Below are 1,537 nucleotides of genomic sequence, written 5' to 3' on the forward strand. Positions count from 1 at the left end.
GTGAACCCACCCCGAGGTCAAGCCTCGGGGCTTCCTGCTTCCACGACGCGCTTTGCAGGAACCGAGAGGGTTCCCGTAGGGAGCGCAGTCTGCACAGGCGTTGATTCGGAGCGTCCCGCCCCTATCTGTGAGCGACCGCAAGAAAGGATGTTCTTCGCCGCGTTCAAGTCCCTATCCTCGGTGTGACCGCACGCCGGACAGGAATGTTCTCGAATCCAGAGTGGTTTCGACGTTTCCACGCCGCACTCCAAACACTCTTTGGTCGTCCCGGCTGGTTCGACTCGAACGACGTGAGTGCCATGCAGGTCGGCTTTGTATTCCAAGAGGTCCAGAAACCGTGACCATGCGGCGTCCTGCTTGTTCTTGGCGTTCTGGCTGGTTTCCAGCATCGGCTTTACATCTAAATCTTCGACGGCCACCAAATCGTACTCTCGGACCAGCCACGTCGTAAGTTTGTGCTGATAGTCCAGCACTTTCCGTTTGATTTGCCGCTTTGCCGTAGCGACCTTCTGCCGTTGTTTCTCCCAGTTGTTCGACCCGTGTTCTTTCCGGTCGAGTTTCCGTTGTTCGCGCCCGTAGCGATCGTACTCGTCGGACAGGTCAAGCATATCCACCGCCGTATTGTCGCTGGTGTGGATGTACGAGAGAATCCCAAGGTCTACGCCCACGCAGTCGGCAAGGTCGAGTGTACTGGGGTCTGGTTTTTCGGGAAGGTCCTCGTCCGGGCGTTCCGTGACGAGACACACGAACCAGTCGCCGGTTCGCTCCTTCTTTAACACGACGCGCTTGATGTTCTCGGTCGCGGGAATCTCTCGGTACGCTCGAATCGGGATGTAGCCGATTTTCGAGAGTCGGAGTGTTGCGTATCCGTCTTGGCCCGTGGTGTGATTCACGTCGAAGCCTTCGGACTGATACGCGACTGACCGACGTTCGCCGCTTCCCTGCCACTTCAACCGCCCTGTCTTGTGGCCGTTTTCCCGCCGCCCCTTCTGCGTCTCGACGTTTTTGTGTATCTCCGAAACGGTCTGTTGGGTGGCGTGGGCCGAGATTTTCGAAAAGAGCGGCCACCGCTGTTTCCAGTCGGTGAGTTTGCGGTGCTGGTCGTAGGCGGTTGGCCGGTTTCCGTCGTCGTAGGAGTAGTAGTCTCGGATGGCGTGGTTCCGTATCTGCCGGTGGATTTCGATATGACGCCACGCTTCGCTGGCGGTTTCCTCGTCGGGATATGCACGACAGCGAAGCGTTACGTCCATGCGAGTTAGTCCAGTCGTTCGACAGTGAGTTTGATTCGGTCGCCCGGTTCGATACCGAGCGGTTCGCGCACATCTTCGGGAATCGTGACCTGTCCCCGGTCACGGACAGTCGGGTAACATTCCATCTCTGTCTGAGCCATACGCACTCATTCTGATTCGTTCGAAGTAAACGTTTCGATACCGTGGGCCTGTGGGCCGGGAGAAACAACCCGGCGGCTGGTCGGCCACTGTCGGCTTCACCCTCGGGGTCAAGCCCCGAGGCACTCGCCTCGAACCGCCTGTAGAAC

Annotated in this window: 2 protein-coding genes; both read right to left on the reverse strand. The window is 58.3% G+C overall.

Features of this window, described 5'->3' with window-relative positions; translation table 11 throughout:
• Window positions 1–17 precede the first annotated feature (17 nt).
• The gene (locus GWG54_RS20485; RefSeq protein WP_167939475.1) at window positions 18–1,250 is read right to left on the reverse strand and encodes an RNA-guided endonuclease TnpB family protein; all 1,233 of its coding nucleotides are present in this window, start codon (window positions 1,248–1,250) and stop codon (window positions 18–20) included.
• Between the two features lie 5 nt (window positions 1,251–1,255).
• Window positions 1,256–1,390, reverse strand: a complete 135-nt coding sequence (locus tag GWG54_RS20490; protein ID WP_167939476.1) for an AbrB/MazE/SpoVT family DNA-binding domain-containing protein — start codon at window positions 1,388–1,390, stop codon at window positions 1,256–1,258.
• Window positions 1,391–1,537 lie beyond the last annotated feature (147 nt).

The sequence above is a fragment of the Natronococcus sp. JC468 genome (genome assembly GCF_012163165.1).
GTDB classification, from domain to species: domain Archaea; phylum Halobacteriota; class Halobacteria; order Halobacteriales; family Natrialbaceae; genus Natronococcus; species Natronococcus jeotgali.

Bases quoted from the DNA above. Each gene is read 5' to 3' on its own strand.
- GWG54_RS20490 (WP_167939476.1), bottom strand. From the start codon at position 1,390: ATGGCTCAGACAGAGATGGAATGTTACCCGACTGTCCGTGACCGGGGA.
- GWG54_RS20485 (WP_167939475.1), bottom strand. From the start codon at position 1,250: ATGGACGTAACGCTTCGCTGTCGTGCATATCCCGACGAGGAAACCGCC.